The sequence below is a fragment of the Pseudomonas citronellolis genome (assembly GCF_029335315.1).
Lineage (GTDB): Bacteria > Pseudomonadota > Gammaproteobacteria > Pseudomonadales > Pseudomonadaceae > Pseudomonas > Pseudomonas citronellolis_A.
The window spans coordinates 1-5,064 of the sequence record NZ_JARJLT010000165.1; the positions used below are offsets into that span (position 1 = coordinate 1).

Sequence of the window (5,064 nt, forward strand, 5' to 3'; positions counted from 1 at the left end):
CGCGTTTTTCCGGGCCGTCCGCGCCCGTCGCCCCGAACTCCAGCAGGCACGCACCCATGACCAACCAGGCCGCCGAAGTCGCCAAGCGCCGAACCTTCGCGATCATCTCCCACCCCGACGCCGGTAAGACCACCATCACCGAGAAGCTGCTGCTGATGGGCAAGGCCATCGCCGTCGCCGGCACCGTGAAGTCGCGCAAGTCCGACCGCCACGCGACCTCCGACTGGATGGAGATGGAAAAGCAGCGCGGCATCTCCATCACCACCTCGGTGATGCAGTTCCCCTACCGCGAGCACATGATCAACCTGCTCGACACCCCCGGCCACGAAGACTTCTCCGAAGACACCTACCGCACCCTGACCGCGGTGGACTCGGCGCTGATGGTGCTCGACGGCGGTAAAGGCGTAGAGCCGCGGACCATCGCCCTGATGGAAGTCTGCCGCCTGCGCGACACGCCCATCGTCAGCTTCATCAACAAACTCGACCGTGACATCCGCGACCCCATCGAGCTGCTCGACGAGATCGAGGCGGTGCTGAAGATCAAGGCCGCGCCCATCACCTGGCCGATCGGCTGCTACAAGGACTTCAAGGGCGTGTACCACCTCGCCCAGGACAAGATCATCGTCTACGTGCCGGGCCACGGCCACGAGCGCATCGAGACGAAGATCATCGACAAGCTCGACTCCGACGAGGCCCGTGCCCACCTGGGCGATCTCTACGACAACTTCCTCGAAGAGCTGGAACTGGTGCAGGGCGCCTGCCACGAGTTCGACAAGGATGCCTTCCTCAGGGGCGAGATGACCCCGGTGTTCTTCGGTACCGCGCTGGGCAACTTCGGTGTCGACCAGGTGCTCGACTGCATCGTCGACTGGGCCCCGCAACCGCTGGAGCGTGGCACCCACGAGCGCACCGTGGCGCCGACCGAGGAGAAATTCTCCGGCTTCGTGTTCAAGATCCAGGCGAACATGGACCCGAAACACCGCGACCGCATCGCCTTCATGCGCATCTGCTCGGGCAAGTACGAGAAGGGCATGAAGATGCGCCACGTGCGCCTGGGCAAGGACGTGAAGATCGCCGACGCGCTGACCTTCTTCTCCAGCGAGCGTGAGCAGCTGGAAGAGGCCTACGCCGGCGACATCATCGGCCTGCACAACCACGGCACCATCCAGATTGGCGACACCTTCACCGAAGGCGAGGCGCTGGGCTTCACCGGCATCCCGCACTTCGCCCCGGAACTGTTCCGCCGCGTGCGCCTGAAGGACCCGCTCAAGTCCAAGCAGCTGCGCCAGGGCCTGCAGGAACTGGCCGAGGAAGGCGCCACCCAGGTGTTCTTCCCCGAGCGCAACAACGACATCATCCTCGGCGCCGTGGGCGTGCTGCAGTTCGACGTGGTCGCCAGCCGCCTGAAAGAGGAATACAAGGTCGAGTGCGCCTACGAGCAGATCAACGTCTGGTCGGCCCGCTGGATCGACTGCAGCGACGAGAAGAAGCTCAAGGAGTTCAAGGACAAGGCCTTCGAGAACCTGTCCGTGGACGGCGGCGGCCACCTCACCTACCTGGCGCCGACCCGCGTCAACCTGAGCCTGATGGAAGAGCGCTGGCCGGACATCACCTTCCGCGCCACCCGCGAACACCACTGAGTTCGCCGGTACCGAAAACGCCCGCCTCGCGCGGGCGTTTTCGTTTCCCCCGTAGGGCGCATAACGCCCCAAGCGTTATCCGCCGTCATCCCCAGGCAAGGTCTTCCGGCCAACGGCGGATAACCGCGAACGGTTATTCGCCCTACGCGATTGGCCGATCCGGTGAGCCAGGATCACGGGTCGAGGGCACCGGAGCTCCAGGTGCTGGAGGGCGCCGAGCCGGTGAACTTCGCCGCGATCGATCCGCGCGGGATCAGGCGGTCGCGGTAGCGGGTGGCGAGCAGGCCCGCCTGCGGCGCGCGCAGGATCACCTCGCTGTCCGCATCCCCTGGCCTGGCGATGATCCGCGCGAAGCGCTCGCCGGCCTGCACCACATCGCCCAGCTCGCGCTCGAACACCAGCACCCCGGCCACCGGGGCGAACACCGTTTCCATGAAGCCCATGGGCACCGCCACGCCCTTCCAGGCCGGAAGTTGCGCGGCCTCGTCGATCACCCCGCGGGCGCAGAGGAAGGCCCACAGGCCATCGGCGTCCTGCTGCGCCAGCGCGTCGCTGACGTCGCCCTGGCCACGCAGCTCCACGGTCGCCACCAGGCGCCCGTCGAGGCGCCCCTCGGCCAGCCAGGGCGCGATCACCACTTCCTCGAAGGCACCGTCGCCGTCGCCTTCCCAGATGATCGCCAGTTCCGCGCGCAGCGCCGCCGCCAGGTCCTGGCCGGCCGGCCAGAAGCGCTCGTGGAGGTAGACGTACTGCAGCGCCTCGTCGTCGGTGTGCAGGTCGAGGACGATGTCCGCCGGCGCCGCCAGGGCGGCCAGTTGGCGCTGCCAGTCGGTGAGGTTGTCGACACTGCCGGTGGCCCGCGCCGAGGCCGGGAAGCCGCGGTTGAAGTTGCGCGCGGTGACCTCGTGGTGGCGGCCGAGGATGCGCCCCTGGCGGAACTGGCCGATGCCGAACGGGTTGGCCTGCGGCACCAGGGTCACGCTGCCGTTCAGGCGCCCTTGCCGGGCCGCCTCGCGCAGGCGCGGCAGCAGCTGGTGCAGCACCAGCATGCCGGCGATCTCGTCGGCATGCACCCCGGCCTGCAGGTGGACCCGCGGCCCCGGACGGCCCGCGTCGACACGCCAGGCCGGCACCTCCAGCGGCGCGCCGGAATCCCCCGTCACCCGCAGCGATACGTCTTCGATCATGCTTGCCTCCTCCCTCGTCGCGGGGCGTGGCAAATTTGCCCGGCGCCCCCTAGTATCGATTCCAACCACCGCCCCCGGCGCCCGCACAAGGAACTCCCCGCGTGGACAGCCCCCGCCAGAAAGCCCGCCGCGCCACGCCCGAGGAACGCCGCGACGACCTGGTCCGCGCCTGCCTCAAGTGCCTGGTCGCTGACGGCCACGCCGGCATTTCCGTGCGCCGCATCGCCAAGGAAGCCGGGGTCGCCGTGGGCCTGGTCAATCACTACTTCGGCAGCATCGAGGCGCTGGTCGCCCAGGCCTACGAGACCCTCGCCGCCGAGGTCACCCAGTCGCTGCGCGAGAGCGTCGCGGCCGCCGGCGACGACCCCGCCGAACGCCTCGACGCCTTTCTCGTCGGCTCGTTCTCGCCGGGCGTGCTCGACCCCGACCTGCTCAGCCCCTGGGTGGTGTTCTGGAGCCTCATCCGCCACTCGACGCCGGTCAACGACGCCCACGAGCGCGGCTACCGCGCCTACCTGAAACTCCTCGAAAGCCTGATCACCGACCTCGCGCGCAGCGAGGACTTCGCCATCGCCAACCCGCGCCTGGCCTCCATCGGCCTCTCGGCCATGCTCGACGGCCTGTGGCTGGAGTGGTGCCTGAACCCCACCACCTTCAGCGCCGAGGACGGCCTGCAGCTCAGCCGTCACTGGGTCGAAGGGCTGCGCCGCGGCGCTTACGCCTGACCGTTGCCGGAAACCGCGCCTAGGCCCGACCGCCGGCCTTGACCTTGCGTCGCCAGAACACCCAGCCGGCGCGCGAGCGCGGTGCAACCGACTCGCGGCGAACCGGCGTGGTGCGCTCCAGCAGGTTGAAACAGGCCTCGATGATGAACGTCAGGCACACGTAGATGGCCGCCACCAGCAGCAGCGGCTGGTACACCTGGAAGGTCTGCGCGCGCACCACGTTGGCGGCGCCCAGCAGGTCGACCACGGCGATGGTCGAGGCCAGCGCGGTGGACTTCATCAGCAGCACCGTCTCCCCCGCCAGGGTCGGCAGCAGCAGGCGGATCGCCCGCGGCAGCCACACGCGGTAGAGCACCAGACGACGGTGCATGCCGAAGGCCGCCGCCGCTTCCAGCTCGCCTCGCGGCACGGCCTTGAGGCCGCCGCGCACCACTTCGCCGACGTAGGCGCCGACCGACAGCACCAGCGCCAGCACGATGTACCAGTAGCCGTCACGCAGGTACGGCCAGAGGAAGCTGCTGCGGATCGGCGGGTACTGGGCGAACAGGCTGCCCAGGCCGTAGTAGCAGGTGTAGATCTGCACCAGCAGCGGCGTGCCGCGGATGACGCTGGTGAAGGCCAGGCTGGCCTTGGCCAGGAACAGGTTGCGTGACATCCGCGCCAGCGCCACCAGCAGCGCCAGGGCGAAGCCGAGCACGGCGCTGACCAGCAGCAGCGACAGCGTGGTGCCGAGCCCGCGCAGCAGCAGGCTGCCGTAGCCGAATATCCAGTGATCGCTCATCGGAGCCCCTCAGACCGCCGGAATCCAGCGACGGAAACGCCGCTCGAGCCAGCCGGAAAACAGGTTGGAGAGCACCGTGAGCAGGTAATACAACGCCGCCGCGGTGAGGTAGAAGGTCAGGTAGCTGCGGGTCGATCCGGCGGCCTGCTTGGCGGTGTAGAGCAGTTCGTTGGTGCCCACCACGCTGATCAGCGCGCTGTCCTTGATCAGGTTGACCCACAGGTTGGCCATCCCGGCCAGGGCGTTGGGCGCCATGATCGGCAGGGTAACCCGGCGGAACAGGCCGAAGCCGTGCATGCCGTAGGCCCGCGCCGCCTCGATCTGGCCATAGGGGATGGCCTGGATGGCGCCACGGAAGATTTCCGAGGCGTAGGCGCCCTGCACCAGGCCGAGCACGGCGATGGCGACCATGGTGCCGTTGAGCTTGAAATCGCCATGGCCGAGCCAGGCGAACAGTTGGTTCAGGCCCATGGAGCCTGCGTAGTAGAGCAGCAGGATCAGCAGCAGCTCTGGCACCGCGCGGCACAGCGTGGTGTAGCCACGCGCCAGGGCGGCCAGCGGGCGCGGGCCGTTGAGCTTGGCGCTGGCGGCGCTCAGGCCGATGAGCATGCCGATGAGGAAGGCGCCGAAGGAAATCTGCAGGGTGACCAGAAGCCCACGCAGCAGCGCCGGGCCCCAGCCCTGGGCGCCGAAGCCGACCAGGTCGAGATAGGATTGCATGGCAAGGCCCT

The 5,064-nt window shown here is 68.4% G+C and carries 5 protein-coding genes; 2 read left to right on the top strand and 3 right to left on the bottom strand.

Annotated features, from left to right (window positions below):
• The first annotated feature begins 56 nt into the window (after positions 1 to 56).
• Positions 57 to 1,640, top strand: coding sequence for a peptide chain release factor 3 (locus P3W75_RS13265; protein ID WP_276227813.1), 1,584 nt, complete (start codon positions 57 to 59; stop codon positions 1,638 to 1,640).
• Positions 1,641 to 1,813: 173 nt separating this feature from the next.
• Here P3W75_RS13265 and P3W75_RS13270 read toward each other — a convergent pair whose 3' ends face one another.
• A complete protein-coding gene (locus P3W75_RS13270) occupies positions 1,814 to 2,827 on the bottom strand; it encodes a succinylglutamate desuccinylase/aspartoacylase domain-containing protein (protein ID WP_276227814.1) in 1,014 nt (337 codons plus the stop codon).
• Positions 2,828 to 2,928: 101 nt separating this feature from the next.
• Here P3W75_RS13270 and P3W75_RS13275 point away from each other — a divergent pair, with 101 nt between their 5' ends.
• Positions 2,929 to 3,552: a TetR/AcrR family transcriptional regulator gene (locus tag P3W75_RS13275; RefSeq protein ID WP_276227815.1), complete on the top strand. Its 624-nt coding sequence runs from the start codon at positions 2,929 to 2,931 to the stop codon at positions 3,550 to 3,552.
• Between the two features lie 19 nt (positions 3,553 to 3,571).
• Here the strand turns inward: P3W75_RS13275 and P3W75_RS13280 are convergent, their stop codons facing one another.
• On the bottom strand, positions 3,572 to 4,333 hold the full coding sequence (locus tag P3W75_RS13280; protein WP_276227816.1) for an ABC transporter permease: 762 nt from the start codon (positions 4,331 to 4,333) through the stop codon (positions 3,572 to 3,574).
• 9 nt (positions 4,334 to 4,342) lie between these two features.
• Complete coding sequence (locus P3W75_RS13285; RefSeq protein ID WP_276227817.1) at positions 4,343 to 5,053, bottom strand: ABC transporter permease; 711 nt, start codon at positions 5,051 to 5,053, stop codon at positions 4,343 to 4,345.
• Between the last annotated feature and the right edge of the window lie 11 nt (positions 5,054 to 5,064).

Excerpts from the sequence above, each read along its gene's own strand:
- P3W75_RS13265 (WP_276227813.1), top strand. The coding sequence starts at position 57 with ATGACCAACCAGGCCGCCGAAGTCGCCAAGCGCCGAACCTTCGCGATC.
- P3W75_RS13285 (WP_276227817.1), bottom strand. The coding sequence starts at position 5,053 with ATGCAATCCTATCTCGACCTGGTCGGCTTCGGCGCCCAGGGCTGGGGC.
- P3W75_RS13270 (WP_276227814.1), bottom strand. The coding sequence starts at position 2,827 with ATGATCGAAGACGTATCGCTGCGGGTGACGGGGGATTCCGGCGCGCCG.
- P3W75_RS13280 (WP_276227816.1), bottom strand. The coding sequence starts at position 4,333 with ATGAGCGATCACTGGATATTCGGCTACGGCAGCCTGCTGCTGCGCGGG.